We start from the raw sequence: 15,137 nt of genomic DNA on the forward strand, positions 1-15,137 counted from the left end.
TCTCCAAGTGCCCTGTTCTGGGGCTGGACTAGTCCAGATAGGTAACCTTTGATGCAGTCGATGCCACCGCGTGCGGTAACAGCCATCTGCCATGCCCTGCAGGAGCAGATCGAGCACGGCCTGCTGGCCCCGGGGGGCAAGCTGCCGGCCGAGCGCAAACTCAGTGAGGTGTTCGACACGACGCGGATCACCCTGCGTGAGGCACTGGCGCAGCTGGAGGCCCAAGGCCTGATCTACCGTGAAGAACGCCGCGGCTGGTTCGTTGCGCCCGAGCGGCTGACCTACGACCTGATCGAACGCAGTCACTTCCATGCCATGGTGCGCGACCAGGGGCGGGTGGCCAGTACCGAGCTGCTGTCGGCGCGCTTGCAGCCAGCCTCGGCGGCCATCTGTGCACGCTTGCAGCTTCCGGCCTTGTCCAGTGTGGTGCGTATCTGCCGGTTACGGCGGATCGATGGGCGGGCGGTGCTGTATGCCGAGCATTACCTCAACCCCCGTTACTTTCCGGGGATTCTCGAACAGGACCTGGCGCAATCGCTTACCGAGATATATGGGCGGGTGTATGGCATCCGGTACGGGCAGGTGTGCTTCGAGATCCTGCCGACGGCGTTGCCGGTGGAGGCGGCGGGGGCGTTGAAGGTGTCGACGGGCAGCCCGGGGCTGCACATCACCCGCGTCAACAGCGACCAGCATGGGCATCTGATCGACTGTGACCTGGAGTATTGGCGGCATGATGCCATCCGCATTCGTGCCGTGGTGGGGTAGGCCCTAGCTGGAGGCGCCTGATTGCGCCATTCCACCACCACCCGCAGTCACCACCTGTACCGACAACCGTGGTGTCGCCAAGTCCAGCCCTGCCTCATCCAGCTGCCGCTTCAGCGCCAGGTTGAAGGCCCGCGACACTTCCCACTGCTTGATCGGCGCCGTCTTGAACCGCGCCCGCAAGATCGCCGACCCCGACTCGAAACTCTCCACCCCTTGCAGTTCCAGTGGCGACCAGATGTTGCGGCGCATCAGCGGGTCATTGCGCAGTTTTTGCCCCACTTCCCGAATCAGCGTGATCGCCTGGTCGATGTTCATGCTGTGCGGAATCGCCACGCGGAAAATCGCATAGCCAAACTCCCGCGAGTAGTTCTTGATGCTCTTGATCTCGCTGAACGGGATGGTATGCACGATGCCGTCAATGTCCCGCAGGCGCACGGTACGAATGGTCAGCCCCTCCACCGTGCCCAGGTGCCCGCCCACGTCCACGTAGTCGTCGATGGCCAGCGAGTCCTCGATGATGATGAACAGCCCGGTGATCAGGTCCGCCACCAGCGACTGTGCGCCAAAACCGATGGCCAGGCCGATCACACCGGCACCGGCCAGGAGCGGGGTGACGTTCATGCCCATGTTGGCCAGGGCGACGATCACCGCGATGATGAAGATGATCACGAACATCACGTTGCGGATCAACGGCATCATGGTTTGCGCACGGGCGTTGGCCAGGCCCCGGCGCGAGCGCACCAGGGCATGGTGCACGGCGGTGTCGGCAAGGATCCACACCAGCCAGGCGACGATCAGTGTGCCGGCAAGGCCCAGCAGGCGCAGGCTGATGTCGTGGCCATCGCCCTCTGCGAAGCTGATCATCGACAGGCCCCACACGCGCAGGCCCAGCTCGATGAATACCAGCCAGATGAACAGGTGTACCAGCAGGTAGCCAAAGTTGCGCAGGCGCTCGGCATACACGGCCTGGCGCTTGTTGGCACGTTTGGGGTTGGCCGCATGGCGGCGTACCAGGCCGTTCAGCACCATGCACACCACCACCAGTACCGTGCACATCAGTGACTGGCGCAGGGCGGTGCTGGTGTCGCCCGCCGAGACGAAGGTGGCGAACAGCGAAATGGCCACCAGAATCAGTGCCGGAATGAACCAGAAGCTGCCGAGAATCTCGATGGTGTCGCTCAGGGTGCGCCGGGTCAGGCGCCGCGACAGCGGCTGGTTGCGGATCAGGTGGGCGATGGGGCGGCGAAAGCGCAGGATGAACAGCCCGGTGCACAGCGCAGCGGTGACGTTGGCCAAGGTGGCCAAGGCATGGGCCAGGTGGGTACCCAGTGCAACCAGCATGCGCGGGTCGCTCATGGCCTCGCCAAACGCAGCGAAGCTGCCGATCAGCCACAACGGGCGGAACGCCTGGCGCCGCAGGATGTGCAGGGCGCGGTGGCGGTGCGGGCCGTCCAGCAGCGAAAAGGCGATGACGCAGATGGCCGAGAAGCAAGTGCCCACGACCAGCGCGTAGGCCAGCACCATGGCCAGCGATTTGCCCAGCGACGGCGGCAGCACGAAGCTCAGGTAAACGGTGAATACCAGCGCCACCAGCCATGGGCCGAGCTTGCGCAAGGCAAAGCGCACCAGGTCCCAGGTGCGCGGGTGCTGCGGCAGTTCTTCGCTCAGGCCAAAGCGCAGGCGTATCCGGTGGCCGACCCAGTTGAAGGCATAGGCCAGCACACTCCACACGGCAATGACGGCGGCAAAGCCGAACAGGATGGCTGGCCACTGGTGCACCGGCACCATCAGTTCGGTCAGTTCCGCCTGGGCCTGTTCGATTTCCGCCGCCCAGCGGTGGAACGGGCTGGCGTCGCCGCTGAACTGTTTTTCGAAGTCATGCAGGGCGCCGCCGATCAGCCCGAGTACGCCCTGTTCGACGCTGGGTTGCGACTGCCTGGTCGCGTCGCGCAGCTTTTTCAGGTCGGCCAGCAGCTTGGCCCGCTGTTGGTCGTTTTCGAGGTTCTTGATCACCTCGTCCAGCGACTTGCCCAGCGGCTCGGTGGCCTCCGGTTGCGCAGGCGCACTGCCACCCAGCAGGCCAGGCAGGCCCGCCGCCTGTACCGGGGTGATGAACAGCAACAGCAGCAGGAACAGGTAACGCAGGAGGGCAGGCACTGGCAAATCTACCTCAGGTCAAACGATTGACCGAGTGTAGAGGTTTATGACGGCAGTTTCTCAAGGATCTTCCAGCAGGTGAGGCCGAAGATACCCAAGGTGCCGATCCACATCATCAGTACGCCGATATTGCGTTCGCGCATGCTGAAGCCGATGGTCAGCAGCATCAGGAACAGGAACACCGGCACGAACAGGGACAGAAACGGGGACATGGACAGCAATCCTTTTGCAATGGGGCCATGTATCAAGCATAGCGCTTGGCAAGCGAGGCGGGATTGACCTTGAGCAGGTCCGGCCCTTTCGCGGCTAAACCCGCGAAGAGGCCGGACCTGTGTACATCAAGGCAACTCGCGGCTACGGTAGAAGGCAGTCAGCACCTTCACCAGGTGCGCCAGGTCATGGCTGCCGCACAGTTCACGAATCGAATGCATGGCAAAGGTCGGTAGCCCGATGTCCACCGTGCGCACACCCAGGTGGCTGGCGGTAATCGGCCCGATGGTCGAACCACAGCCCATGTCGCTGCGCACCACAAAGCTCTGCACCGGCACTTCCTCGGCCATGCACAGGTGGCGGAAGAACCCGGCGGTTTCGCTGTTGGTGGCGTAGCGCTGGTTGTTGTTCACCTTGATCACAGGCCCAGCGTTCAGCTTGGGCCCGTGGTTGCCGTCGTGCTTGTCGGCGTAGTTGGGGTGCACGCCGTGGGCGTTGTCCGCCGACACCATCAGCGAGCGCTGAATGGTGCGCACGTAGGCGTCGCCATCCGGCAGCAGGCGCTGCAGGGTCTGCTCCAGCATCGGGCCATCGGCGCCGCAGGCCGAGCAGCTGCCGACTTCTTCGTGGTCGTTGCACACCAGCACGCAGGTTTCATCACTGTCGGCGGCCAGCAAGGCTTGCAGGCCGGCGTAGCACGACAGCAGGTTGTCCAGGCGGGCGCCGGCGATGAAGTCGCCGTTCAGGCCGACCAGTGCAGCATCCTGGGTGTCGTAGAAGCTCAGCTCGTAATCCAGCACTACGTCGGCGATCAGCTCGTGCTCGCGGGCCAGTTGCTCGGTGAGCAGGGCGCGGAAGTCGATGCGCTCGTCTCCGGCCACCTGGGCGAGGATGGGCGGTAGCTCGTTCTGCGGGTTGATCGCCCAGCCTTCATTGGCGGTGCGGTTCAGGTGAATGGCCAGGTTGGGGATGATCGCGATCGGCAGCTTGAAGTCGATCAGCTGGCTTTCAACCTTGCCGTCACGGCGGTAGGTAACGCGCCCGGCCAGCGACAGGTCGCGGTCGAACCACGGCGCCAGCAGGGCACCGCCATACACCTCGACACCCAGTTGCAGGAAGCCCTGGCGCTGAAGCTCGGGCTGCGGTTTCACCCGCAGGCACGGGCTGTCGGTGTGGGCGCCGACCATACGGATGCCGTTCAGCAGGGGGGCTTGCTTGCCCAGCTTGATGGCGATGATCGAGGAGTCGTTACGGGTGACGTAATAGCGGCCGCCAGGCACGGTGGCCCAGCTGTCACGCTCGTCCAGGCGCTGGTAGCCGGCCGCTTCCAGGCGCTGGGCCAGGCTGGCGGTGGCGTGGAAGGGCGTGGGGGAGGCCTTGAGGAAGTCGATAAGGCCAGAATTCAGTGCGTCGCGCATAGCTCACTCCAGACAGCAGTGGCGCGAGTTTAGCGTATTAAGTCGACAAATTGTGTCTGCCTCCTCGCGGGCTCGCCCGCGAAGAGGCAGGTGCAGCCACGCAGAAATCAGAAAGGTGCAGGGCACTCGAACTTCAACCGCTCCCCGGACACCGGGTGGGTGAAGCTCAGCATCGAGGCATGCAGGCACAGCCGCTCATGTGCCGCCAGTGCTTCGGGGTTGGCATACAGCCGGTCACCCAGCAGCGGATGCCCGATCGACAGCATGTGCACGCGCAACTGGTGCGAACGCCCGGTAATCGGCGTCAATTCCACCCGGCAGTAATCACCACAGCGCTCGACGATGCGCCAGAAAGTCAGCGCATGCTTGCCCTGCTCGTGGTCCACCACATGCCGTGGCTTGGTTGGCGGGTCGTAGCGCAGTGGCAGGTCGATGCTGCCGCTGTCCAGCGCCGGTTGGCCCCAGCACAACGCGGTGTAGGCCTTTTCGGTTTCGCGGTCGTGAAACTGGCGGGACAGCTCGCGGTGGCTGTCGGCATCGCGGGCCAGCAGGATGATGCCGGAGGTTTCCCAGTCCAGGCGGTGCACGATCAGTGCATCGGGGTAGCCGTTTTCCTGCAGGCGGGTGATCAGGCAGTCCTTGTTGTCTTCGGCGCGGCCGGGCACCGACAGCAGCAGGGTCGGTTTGTTGATGACCAGGATGGCGGCGTCTTCGTGCAGGATCTGGATGTTGGACAGCGGCATTGCTTGGTCTCTATTAAATCGGGAGAAAAAAGCGGGGCCGCTTTGCGGCCCATTCGCGGCACAAGGCCGCTCCTACAGGGGAACGCGATCCCTTGTAGGAGCGGCCTTGTGCCGCGAATGGGCTGCGAAGCAGCCCCGGCTTTCAGCCAGATCAGCGATCCGGCAGGGTGATGTTCAGCTCCAGAATCGAGCAGCTGCCCTGGTTTTCCAGCTCGATATGCACATCATCGTTGCCGATGTTCACATACTTGCGGATGACTTCCAGCAGTTCTTTCTGCAGCGCCGGCAGGTAATCCGGTTCGCTGCGTTGGCCGCGCTCGTGCGCCACGATGATCTGTAGACGCTCTTTCGCTACCGACGCGCTGGTCTGTTTCTGTCTGCCACGAAAGAAGTCAAAAAGGTTCATGGTTTACTTGCCTCCAAACAGGCGCGCGAAGAATCCTTGCTTCGGCACTTCGATGAACCGCAGGGGCTTCTCTTTGCCCAGCAGACGGTCGACGGTATCGCTGTAGGCCTGGCCGGCATCGCTCTGGTCGTCGAGGATGACCGGGATACCCTGGTTGGAAGCCTTCAGCACGGCCTGGGACTCGGGGATCACGCCCTTGAGCTTGATCGCCAGGATTTCTTCGACGTCGGCGATGCTCAGCATTTCGCCCTTTTCCACACGCTCGGGGTGGTAGCGGGTGATCAGCAGGTGTTCCTTGATCGGCTCTTCGCCGTTTTCGGAGCGGCGCGACTTGCTCGACAGGATGCCCAGCATGCGGTCGGAGTCACGTACCGAGGACACTTCCGGGTTGGTGACCACGATGGCTTCGTCGGCGAAGTACATGGCCAGGTGCGCGCCTTTTTCGATACCGGCTGGCGAGTCGCAGATGACGAATTCGAAGTCTTTCTTCAGCTCCATCAGCACCTTTTCAACGCCTTCCTGGGTCAGCGCGTCCTTGTCACGGGTCTGGCTGGCGGCCAGCACGTACAGGTTCTCGAGGCGCTTGTCCTTGATCAGGGCCTGTTGCAGGTTGGCTTCGCCGTTGACCACGTTGACGAAGTCGTACACCACGCGGCGCTCGCAGCCCATGATCAGGTCGAGGTTACGCAGGCCCACGTCGAAGTCGACGATGACGGTCTTGTGGCCACGCAGTGCGAGGCCGGTACCAATGGCGGCGCTGGTGGTGGTCTTGCCCACACCCCCCTTGCCGGAAGTAACCACGAGAATCTTGGCCAAGGTGTTTCACCCCTAAAATAGTCGGGACACGGGTCCCTGCAAATAACTGAAATAGCTTAAATAACGGCAACGGTAAAAAAGTTGCTCTAAAAATGCTGGCAAGTATCCGTTAAAGACGGGTGATGTTCAACACGTCACCAGACAGGCTGACTTGCACGCCGGTGCCCCACAGCGGGTCGCGGCGCAGGTCTTCGCAGACCTTGTACTGGCCGGCGATCGAGACCATTTCGGCGGTCATCTGCTGGCAGAAGATACGCGCCTTGGTGTTACCTTTGATGCCGGCCAGGGCGCGGCCGCGCATGGCGCCGTACACATGGATGTTGCCATCGGCCAGAAGTTCCGCACCCGGGCTGACCGAAGCGGTAACGATCAGATCGCCACCTTGGGCGTAGATCTGCTGGCCGCCGCGTACCGGCGAGGTAATGATGCGGGTCGGGCGCACTTCGGGTTCCGGTGCCGGTGGTGGTGCCGGGGCCGGCTCGGGCTTCCTGACCACCTCGGGCTCTGGCTCCAGTGGCCGCTCGCGGGCGCCGGAAGGCGGCAGTACCGGCAGGTCGATGGCGATGGCGGCGGCGATGTCCTCGATGCGGTTGGCGCGGATGGCCAGGGTACGCAAGCCGTGGTGGCGGCAGATCCGCATCAAGCCGGGCAGGTCGATTGCCCCTTCGTCGGCTGGCAGTTTGTCCAGCGCCAGCACCAGCGGCGTGTTGCTGAAGAAATTCGGTGCCTGGGCGACTTTGGCCGCCAGCTGGCGGTCGAGGGCTTCAAGGTCATTGCGCGCCAGTTCCAGTACGGTAATGGCGAGCATGCTGCCCTTGAGCTGGAACACGGAGGCGGTGTCGGGTGTGTGGTTTGGGCTCATGGTCTGCATAGACGGCTTGTTGCGAAAAAAGTGCCCTGACTTATAACGAGAACACCGGTTGCCCGCAACATGCACTGATCCGTTGTAGAATGCGCGGCCTTTGTCTTTCCGGATGCTTCAATGGAACGCCCGCGTTTTTGTCCCTATTACCTTCACCCCAAGTTCTGGGGCCTGTGGCTGGGCCTGGGCCTGCTGTGGCTGGTGGTCCAGTTGCCGTACCGGGTGCTGTTGAAAATCGGTGCCGGGTTGGGTGCCGTGATGTATCACTTTGCCGGTGAGCGTCGGCGCATTGCCGCACGCAACCTGGAGCTGTGTTTCCCGGAGCTGTCGGTCGACGAACGGCAGCGTTTGCTCAAGGCCAATTTTGCGTCCACCGGTATCGCCTTCTTCGAAATGGCCATGAGCTGGTGGTGGCCCAAGGCCAGGCTGGCGCGCCTGGCCCATGTCGAAGGGCTGGAGCATCTGCAGGCCGCCCAGCAGGCGGGGCAGGGCGCCATTCTGATGGCGGTGCACTTCACCACGCTGGAAATCGGCGCGGCGCTGCTGGGCCAGCAGCACACCATCGACGGTATGTACCGCGAACATGGCAATGCGCTGTTCGACTTCATCCAGCGCAGTGGGCGTGAGCGGCATAACCTCGACTCGCTGGCGGTGGAGCGCGAGGACGTGCGCGGCATGCTCAAGCTGCTGCGTTCGGGCCGCGCGATCTGGTACGCACCGGATCAGGACTACGGCGCCAAGCAAAGCATTTTCGTGCCGCTGTTCGGTATCCCGGCAGCGACGGTAACCGCCACTACCAAGTTTGCCCGGCTGGGCAAGGCGCAGGTGATTCCGTTCACCCAGAGGCGCCTGGAGGATGGCAGCGGCTATCGGCTGGTGATCCACCCGCCATTGGAAGACTTCCCTGGCGAGAGTGAAGAGGCTGATTGCCTGCGCATCAACCAGTGGGTTGAAAGTGTGTTGCGCGAGTGCCCTGAGCAATACTTGTGGGCGCACCGCCGGTTCAAGTCGCGGCCTGAGGGTGCGCCGCGGTTGTATGACAAGAAAAAGCGCTGAAAACAGCTGAACCAGGAAGGATGCCATGGCCCCACCTCCGGTAACCGGTCTTATCCTTTCTGGCGGTGGCGCCCGCGCTGCCTATCAGGTCGGCGTACTGGCCGGCGTCGCCGAGTTGCTGCCTGCCGGTGCGCACAACCCCTTTCCGGTCATCGTCGGCACGTCTGCCGGGGCCATCAACGCGGTTACCCTGGCCAGCGGTGCCACTCACTTCAACGATGCGGTGCAACGGCTTACCACCTTCTGGCAGAACTTTCGCAGCCACCAGGTCATTCGCAGCGACTGGCCCGGCGTGGTGCGCCAGGCCAGTCGCTTCGTTGGCCACAACCTGCTAGGTATTGGTGGCCCGGCACCCGTGGCGCTGCTGGACAGCAGTCCATTGCGAGGCTTGCTGGAAGCACACCTGAACCTGGACGGCATTGGCCATTCCCTGGTCGCCGGGCAGTTGCGCGCCGTGGCAATCACGGCCTTTGGCTACGAGTCTGGTCAGGCGGTCACCTTCTACCAGGGCCGTGGCAGCATCGAGGCCTGGCTGCGCCATCGCCGCATCGGCCTACCCACGCAGCTGACCATCGACCACCTGCTGGCCAGCGCGGCAATTCCGCTGCTGTTTGCCCCGGTGCAACTGGGCGATGAGTTTTACGGCGACGGCGCAGTACGCCAGTCGGCGCCTATCAGCCCGGCCTTGCACCTGGGCGCCAGCCGGGTGCTGGTGGTCGGGGTCAGCGGCAACCCGCAGCGGCCGGCACCACCGTTGCCGACCCAGCGGGTGTTCAGCGGGCAGCAGCCGAGCCTGGCACAGATTGGCGGGCACATGCTCAACAGCACGTTCATTGATAGCCTGGAAGACGATATCGAACTGCTGCAGCGGCTCAACCACCTCAGCCGGCTGTTGCCGGCGCACCTGGACGCCCGTCGCCTGGGGCTGGCGCCGATCGATGTACTGGTGGTGGCGCCCAGCCAGCCGCTGGACGAGATTGCCGCGCGGCACCGGCGTGAGCTGCCGGCGGCGTTGCGCTTGTTCCTGCGTGGGCCGGGGGCGACGCGGACCAGCGGGGCGGGGGTGTTGAGCTATTTGCTGTTCGAGGCGAGCTATTGCAGTGAGCTGATCGAGCTGGGGCGGCGGGATGCTCTGGCCAAGAAGCGGGAGTTGTGTCAGTTCCTGGGGGTTTGATGTTGCCTGCACTGGCCCTTTCGCAAGTGAACCCGCGAAAGGGCCGGCACAGGTTCACTCGGCTATCTGCAACTTGCGCGCCTGGGTATACACATACCGCACCTTTTCATACTCGAACGGCGAGTTCAGCTGCCCATAGCGGAATTTGGTGGTATAGCGCTTGTCCACCACCTGCAAGGCAAAGATTTCCGGGTGGTCGGTGCTGGCTTCGGCCATATTCAGGTAGTTGATGGCCTGCTCGCCCGCATAGTCAACCACCAGCCCGGTGGTATCGCGCAGGTTCGATGGCCCCAGCACCGGCAGCATCAGGTACGGCCCGTCTTGCACACCATAGAACCCCAGGGTCTGGCCGAAGTCTTCGCTCTGGCGCGGCAGGCCCATGCTGGTCGCCGGGTCCCATAGCCCACCCACACCAATGATGGTGTTGAACATCAGCCGCGCCGTGATCTCCGCCGAACGCTTGGCTTTCAGCTGCAGTACGCTGTTGAACAGGTTCGGCACATCACCGATGTTGTTGAAGAAGTTGCTCACCCCGGTACGCACGAAGCGCGGGGTGACGTACTGGTAGCCACTCACCAGCGGCAGCAGCACCCATTGGTCCAGGCGGTAGTTGAAGTGGTAGATGCGCCGGTTGATCGACTCCAGCGGGTCGTACACGTTCAGCGCCTCCAGGGTAGAGCGCTCGAACTCGCGCTGGTCCAGCCCGGGGTTGAATTTCAACTCGCGCAGCGGGTCGAGAAAGCCGTCTGCTTCGGGCGCCAGCGGTGTGGCAGTCACCTGAGGGTCGGCTTCGACCACGCTGGCCCGTGGGGCGGTTTCGGCGGCCAGCGCGTGGCCGGCGGCAAGCAGGGCAGTGGCGAAGAGGAGTTTGTTAACCACGGAAGAACTCCAGCATGGCGTCACTGTTGACGCGGTAATTGAGGTTGCCGCAATGGCCGCCATGGGGATAAAGGGTCAGCCGGTCACCAAACACCTTGCGCAGGAAGCCGATATCGCCGGGGCCAAGGATGACGTCGTCAGCGTTGTGCATCACGGCAATCTTGTCGCTGCTGCGCAGGTAGTCTTCCAGGGCATACAGGCTTACCTGATTGACCAGTTGCAGGATGCTGTTGCCGTCGGTGCGGGCGCGCCACATGGGGATCACCTGCTCGGTCATGTAGCAGTCGAAGTCGCACTGCAGGGCACGTTTGAAGAACGGCGTGAGGCTACTGCCCTCGGTGATCGGGAACTTCGGCGGAATGATCAGGCCGCGGCGGTTGATCAGGTCGGAGGTAAAGGCAATGTCGGCCGCCGAGAAGCGGAACGAGGTGCCGATCAGCATGGCCATCTGTTCATTGGACAAGTGCTGGCGCGACTGCTGGAAGTCGTACAGCAGGGCGTCATTGAGGTCGATGTAGCCCTTGTCCTGGAAGTAGCGCGTGAGCTTCTGCAACATCAGCTCGTAGAAGGTGGTGCTGCGGTCGATGCCCTTGACCTGGGTTTGCACCAGCTTGTCCAGGTTGTTGATCGAGGTGTACAGGTTGACCGGTGGGTTCAACAGCAGCACGCGCTTGAAGTTGAAGCTGCGGCGGGTTTCGTCCAGGTGGCTGACGAAGGCCGCATCCAGCGCACCCAGGCTATAGCCGGTGAGGTAGAAGTCACTGACTGGCAGGCGCGGGTGCTGCGCGCGCACGGCTTGCATCACCCGGTACATGTCTTCGGCGTCGTCCTTGCTGACACCGGGGGTGGCAAAGCGCGAAGCGGCGCTCATGAAGTCGTAGCTGGTGGGCGACGACAATTGCACTACGTGGAAACCGGCCTGGTAGAACAGCTTTTTCAGGTATTCGTTGATGCTGCTGGTGTACGGTGCGCCGGTGCCCGCGATGATGAAGATCAGCGGCGCCTCGCGGTCCTGGCGGGCCAGGCGGTACTTGAGTTTTTTCACTGCCCAGAAGTTGTCGGGCAGGGTGAACTCGCGCTCCGGGCGCAGGTTGAGGCTGTAGTCGGACTGGTTGATTTCGTCGTCGCTGGGCAGGGTAGGGCGCTGGTCCGGCGGCGTGGTGGCGATGGTGGCCTCGAACGGGTTGGTCAAAGGGAAGCCGTAGCTGGCGGCGTCGATATCCCGCGCCGAAGCGGCCGCAGCCATGAGCAGGCTGCCGAGCAGGGCAGCGAGGCGCAAAGATCGAAGCATGTAGTCCCCCAAAAGAACGCAAGGTCGAGCGGTGTGCAGGCTAGGACCACATCAACGCGGGCAAAGTTGCCTGGCGCGGTGGCCTTTGGTGTGCCTGTTATCTGCAACATAGCTGCAGGGTTGTGATTTTGCCTTACATCGGGGCATAAGCGATCATGGATGCTTTCGATTACCGCTATTGGAGAACGGGATGTCTCGTACGCTGCCGGCTGCGCTGCTTGTGCTGTTTCTTGGGCTGTGGCTTGCAGCCAGTTATGGCGTGCGTTACGGCTTGATGGAGGACGGGCAGTGGGTGGGGTTGTGCACGACACCCGCGGCGTACTGGCAGTGTGAGGTCCGGTCGTTGTTGGGGTTGGGCATTCACCATCAGGTGATGGCCTGGTCTGGGCTGGGCCTTGCGCTGTTGGCGCAGGTGGTGACCGGCCGCACCGGCGGGTGGCTGGCGGTGCTGGCCTTGGTTTTTGCGGTACCAGCGCTGGTGCTGTATACCGCCAGCATTGCGGTGTTTGCGCTGGTCCTGGCGGGGTTGCGGTTGGTTCGGTAATTGCGGTGGGGCTCAAAGGTGCATGCCTTGGGTACTGGGGTTGGGGCGGCGCTCGATCTGCGCGCCCCCTCAACAATCAAGCCGGACGCAGCCGCAAGCTGCGCCACAAAGCCGCGGTCATTAGCACGCTCACCACCGCCCAACCCCAAGCCTGCTGGTTCTCCAGCCCTTCCACGAACAACTGCGGCGCCACCCCGGCCCCGACAATGAACGCCAGCAACGCCACCTCTGCCCGCCGTGCCCGCACCGGCCACAGCACATACACCAGCGCCGGCAACGCCAGCGCCGCACTGGGGAAGCTGCGGTAGCGAGGGTCGAACACCATCGCCAGCATGCTCACCGCTGCGGCGAAGCCCGCCGCCAGCAACAGCCAGCCTGCCCGTGCCTGCAGCCAGGCGAACAGGCGCTCGCGCCAACCGGCCCGCTGCGCCAAGGCCAGCAGCGCGTGGGCCAGCACCAGCAGGTTCAACCCGGCCAGCGCCACCGCCCATACCCACTCCCCGGCAAAGCGCGCATGGGTGCGCATCAGCTCACCCCACAACCCCAGGCATCCGGTGCCAAACGCTGCCAGCAATGGCAGCAGCAAGGCTGCCTGAACCGTTGCGGGGCGCCCGGCAAGTAACAGCATGGCCAGCATCGACAATGCACTGGCCAGCAACCACTGCGGCCAGTAATGCAGGTTGCTCACCGGCCCCTCCAGCACGCCCTTGTCCTGCCGGTCTGCATCGTAAAGCCCCCAGTAACCGCCGACGGCCCCCTCGTTGGCACGTTTCCAGGGTTGGTCGAATGCTTCGATCAGGTTGTAGCGCCAGCCGTTGCTCTCAGCCATGGCCACAAAACCGCGAATGAAACGCGCCTCGTTGACCCGGCTGGGCACTGCGGTTTCGCGCTGGCGGCCTTCGCTGGGCCAGCCGGTTTCGCCGATCAGGATGTCTTTGGGTGCGAAGCGTGTGCCGAACACCCTGCGCACATCGGCCACATGGGCCAAGGCTTCGTCGATACCGCGAGGGTCGTCTTCCCAGTAGGGCAAGAGGTGGATAGTCAAGAAGTCCACCTGCGGCGCTACCTGCGGGTGCTGCAGCCAGAACTCCCATACATCCGCGTAGGTCACCGGCACCTTCACCTGGCTCTTCACACGGGCGATCAGCGTGGCCAGGTGTGCGCCGGTCACCTCTTTGCGCAGCAAGGTTTCGTTGCCGACGATCACCGCGCTGACCACATCCGGGTTGGCGTTGGCGGTGGCAATCAGCAGGTCGATTTCCCTGTCGGTATCGGCCGGGTGGGCGTTAACCCAGGCACCGAGCATCACTTTCAGGCCATGCTTGCGCGCCAGCGCGGGGATTGCCTCAAGACCGGTCATGGAATAGGTACGGATGCACTGGAATCGCTCAGCCAGCAAAGCAAGGTCGGCGTCCATCCGCGCCGGGCGCAGGCGAAACGGCTGGTCGTAGGGCGATTGGTCCTTGTCGAACGGCGTGTAGGACGCGCATTGCAACTTGTGCGACGGGCTGGCCGCATCCGGCAGGTGAACCGGCTTGCCAAGCCCGTACCAGAGCCCTGCAAGCCCGAGCAGGGCCAACAGGCAGGCAAGCAGGTACAACGGCAACAGCAGGCGGGCAGAGCTGGGCATCGGGCGGTCCATCGTCAGGCGCAAAAGGGTAGATAGTAGCCCGGCGCCAAAGCTTTGGCATGCAAGGATCGCGCAGGTCGGCGTAAGCCGATGGCGCTAATGGCACAGTGCTGTCGCATATGGGGCGGGTACAGGTCGCAGCTGGATCAGGTCGCCCGGTGTTGCAGGCAGATGATGCAATCTCCTAGACCTGACGAGGGGATGCTTTGATGGCTGCGATAAAAAGAATGCGACGTTTACTGGGTGTGGGCACCGCCCTGGTAATGGCCATGAGCGCTGCACAGGCAATGGCCAAAGAAGTAAGCATCGGTTACGTGGATGGGTGGGCCGACAGCGTGGCCACCACCAACGTGGCTGCAGAAGTGATCAAGCAGAAGCTCGGCTACGACGTGAAGTTGCAGGCCGTGGCCACGGGCATCATGTGGCAGGGTGTGGCAACCGGCAAGCTCGATGCCATGTTGTCGGCCTGGTTGCCCGTCACCCATGGCGAGTACTGGGCCAAGAACAAGGACAACGTGGTCGACTACGGCCCTAACTTCAAGGACGCCAAGATCGGCCTGATCGTGCCCGAGTACGTCAAGGCGTTGAGCATTGCCGACCTCAAGACCGACAGCAGCTTCAAGCAGAAGATTGTCGGCATCGACGCCGGCTCCGGCGTAATGCTCAAGACCGACCAGGCCATCAAGGACTACGACCTGACTGGCTACAAGCTGCAGGCAAGCTCCGGCGCGGCCATGACCGCAGAGCTGGGCCGTGCCTATGCCAAGCAGCAGTCGATTGCGGTCACTGGCTGGGTACCGCACTGGATGTTCGCCAAGTGGAAGCTGAAGTTCCTCGAAGACCCGAAAGGCGTGTATGGCGCGGCGGAAACCGTGAACAGCATCGGCAGCAAGGAACTGGCGACCAAGGCGCCGGAAGTGGCGGAGTTCCTGAAGAAGTTCAACTGGCAGTCCAAAGACGAGATTGGCGAGGTGATGCTGGCGATCCAGGAAGGGGCCAAGCCTGAAGCAGCGGCCAAGGATTGGGTGGCCAAGCACCCTGATCGCGTGAAGGAGTGGACTGGCAAGTAAATGCGCTTGGCGTTGTACTTTCAGCGCCTGTGAGATCGAGCGCCGCGCGGGCGGCGCTCGATCTTGCAGGCGCTGAAAGAGCAACGGCAAGCACCTTTCAGCCCTCACCCATTCAG

Annotated in this window: 15 protein-coding genes; 5 read left to right on the forward strand and 10 right to left on the reverse strand. The window is 63.1% G+C overall.

Translation table 11 applies throughout. The features are described 5' to 3' along the window. Positions 1-51: 51 nt before the first annotated feature. Positions 52-765 carry a UTRA domain-containing protein gene (locus FHW75_RS11380; RefSeq protein ID WP_016715522.1) on the forward strand — a complete coding sequence of 238 codons (714 nt, stop codon included), beginning with the start codon at positions 52-54 and terminating at the stop codon, positions 763-765. 3 nt (positions 766-768) lie between these two features. Here the strand turns inward: FHW75_RS11380 and FHW75_RS11385 are convergent, their stop codons facing one another. From FHW75_RS11385 to minC, 7 genes are all read right to left on the reverse strand, one after another. After that, on the reverse strand, positions 769-2,922 hold the full coding sequence (locus FHW75_RS11385) for a mechanosensitive ion channel family protein (RefSeq protein WP_183673654.1): 2,154 nt from the start codon (positions 2,920-2,922) through the stop codon (positions 769-771). Positions 2,923-2,966: 44 nt separating this feature from the next. Beyond that, complete coding sequence (locus tag FHW75_RS11390) at positions 2,967-3,134, reverse strand: hypothetical protein (RefSeq protein ID WP_016715524.1); 168 nt, start codon at positions 3,132-3,134, stop codon at positions 2,967-2,969. Positions 3,135-3,260: 126 nt separating this feature from the next. After that, positions 3,261-4,550: a M18 family aminopeptidase gene (locus tag FHW75_RS11395; protein ID WP_016715525.1), complete on the reverse strand. Its 1,290-nt coding sequence runs from the start codon at positions 4,548-4,550 to the stop codon at positions 3,261-3,263. A 107-nt stretch (positions 4,551-4,657) separates the two neighbouring features. Further along, the gene (locus FHW75_RS11400) at positions 4,658-5,293 is read right to left on the reverse strand and encodes an RluA family pseudouridine synthase (protein WP_011532730.1); all 636 of its coding nucleotides are present in this window, start codon (positions 5,291-5,293) and stop codon (positions 4,658-4,660) included. A 151-nt stretch (positions 5,294-5,444) separates the two neighbouring features. Next, positions 5,445-5,699: a cell division topological specificity factor MinE gene (gene minE, locus FHW75_RS11405; RefSeq protein WP_003252572.1), complete on the reverse strand. Its 255-nt coding sequence runs from the start codon at positions 5,697-5,699 to the stop codon at positions 5,445-5,447. A 3-nt stretch (positions 5,700-5,702) separates the two neighbouring features. Next, positions 5,703-6,515 carry a septum site-determining protein MinD gene (gene minD, locus FHW75_RS11410; protein WP_019097102.1) on the reverse strand — a complete coding sequence of 271 codons (813 nt, stop codon included), beginning with the start codon at positions 6,513-6,515 and terminating at the stop codon, positions 5,703-5,705. Between the two features lie 109 nt (positions 6,516-6,624). After that, on the reverse strand, positions 6,625-7,386 hold the full coding sequence (minC, locus tag FHW75_RS11415; RefSeq protein WP_019097103.1) for a septum site-determining protein MinC: 762 nt from the start codon (positions 7,384-7,386) through the stop codon (positions 6,625-6,627). Positions 7,387-7,497: 111 nt separating this feature from the next. On the opposite strand from minC, the gene FHW75_RS11420 reads away from it, so the two are divergent. Next, a complete protein-coding gene (locus tag FHW75_RS11420; protein ID WP_183673657.1) occupies positions 7,498-8,433 on the forward strand; it encodes a lipid A biosynthesis lauroyl acyltransferase in 936 nt (311 codons plus the stop codon). Positions 8,434-8,458: 25 nt separating this feature from the next. Then, positions 8,459-9,607 carry a patatin-like phospholipase family protein gene (locus FHW75_RS11425; protein WP_183673659.1) on the forward strand — a complete coding sequence of 383 codons (1,149 nt, stop codon included), beginning with the start codon at positions 8,459-8,461 and terminating at the stop codon, positions 9,605-9,607. 54 nt (positions 9,608-9,661) lie between these two features. Here the strand turns inward: FHW75_RS11425 and FHW75_RS11430 are convergent, their stop codons facing one another. Then, positions 9,662-10,486 (reverse strand): VacJ family lipoprotein, encoded by an 825-nt coding sequence (locus FHW75_RS11430; protein ID WP_183673661.1) that lies wholly within the window; start codon positions 10,484-10,486, stop codon positions 9,662-9,664. Beyond that, positions 10,479-11,777: a serine protein kinase PrkA gene (locus FHW75_RS11435; protein ID WP_016715531.1), complete on the reverse strand. Its 1,299-nt coding sequence runs from the start codon at positions 11,775-11,777 to the stop codon at positions 10,479-10,481. The genes FHW75_RS11430 and FHW75_RS11435 overlap by 8 nt, the downstream gene beginning before the upstream one ends. A 190-nt stretch (positions 11,778-11,967) precedes the next feature. On the opposite strand from FHW75_RS11435, the gene FHW75_RS11440 reads away from it, so the two are divergent. Beyond that, the gene (locus tag FHW75_RS11440) at positions 11,968-12,321 is read left to right on the forward strand and encodes a hypothetical protein (protein WP_016715532.1); all 354 of its coding nucleotides are present in this window, start codon (positions 11,968-11,970) and stop codon (positions 12,319-12,321) included. Positions 12,322-12,397: 76 nt separating this feature from the next. Here the strand turns inward: FHW75_RS11440 and FHW75_RS11445 are convergent, their stop codons facing one another. Further along, on the reverse strand, positions 12,398-13,963 hold the full coding sequence (locus tag FHW75_RS11445) for a beta-1,6-glucan synthase (protein WP_025754904.1): 1,566 nt from the start codon (positions 13,961-13,963) through the stop codon (positions 12,398-12,400). Positions 13,964-14,160: 197 nt separating this feature from the next. On the opposite strand from FHW75_RS11445, the gene FHW75_RS11450 reads away from it, so the two are divergent. Continuing rightward, entirely contained in the window at positions 14,161-15,021 is an 861-nt protein-coding gene (locus FHW75_RS11450; RefSeq protein ID WP_183673663.1) for a glycine betaine ABC transporter substrate-binding protein, read from the forward strand. The last annotated feature ends 116 nt before the right edge of the window (positions 15,022-15,137 follow it).

Origin of the sequence: Pseudomonas sp. OG7 (assembly GCF_014192825.1) — a bacterium.
GTDB lineage: Bacteria > Pseudomonadota > Gammaproteobacteria > Pseudomonadales > Pseudomonadaceae > Aquipseudomonas > Aquipseudomonas monteilii.